At 53.8% G+C, this 474-nt stretch carries 1 protein-coding gene; it reads left to right on the forward strand.

The genetic code is table 11. The features are described 5' to 3' along the window. On the forward strand, positions 1-474 hold a 474-nt coding region (locus tag BZK42_RS28060; protein ID WP_428839390.1), incomplete at both ends, for a ParA family protein.

Below are 474 nucleotides of genomic sequence, written 5' to 3' on the forward strand. Positions count from 1 at the left end.
GCCGGGGTGATGACCGAAATTGTTGTTCTGGCCGCCAGCAGTGTGGTCGGGGTGATAAAGCCCATTCTGCCCGATGTCCGGGAGTTTCTGCGCGGAACGGTCAGGCTGGTGAACCGCCTGCTTCCCCTCAGAATGTACGGCATCACAATCCCTGATATCCACATCCTGATTAACCATTTCGAAAACACCGTGCTGGACCGCCAGACCCTCCGGGAACTGACCGGTATTGTTGAGCAGAAAAAGTATACCGGTGCCGGTGACATCAACATATCGATGCTGAATACCACCATTGAAAAACTGGAGGTTTACAAGCGTGGTCATGCAACAGGCCAGCCCGTTCATCGGCTTGAATACACCACTGACCGTAAGTCGTTACCGGCGGCGGAAACAATTCACCATCTGGCCTGTGAACTGTTCCCGCAGTGGAAAGCGCTGTTTGATGATGTTCTTCGCCGAAGACCCGGCATGAATGGT

It is taken from the genome of Citrobacter braakii (assembly GCF_002075345.1).
GTDB lineage: Bacteria > Pseudomonadota > Gammaproteobacteria > Enterobacterales > Enterobacteriaceae > Citrobacter > Citrobacter braakii.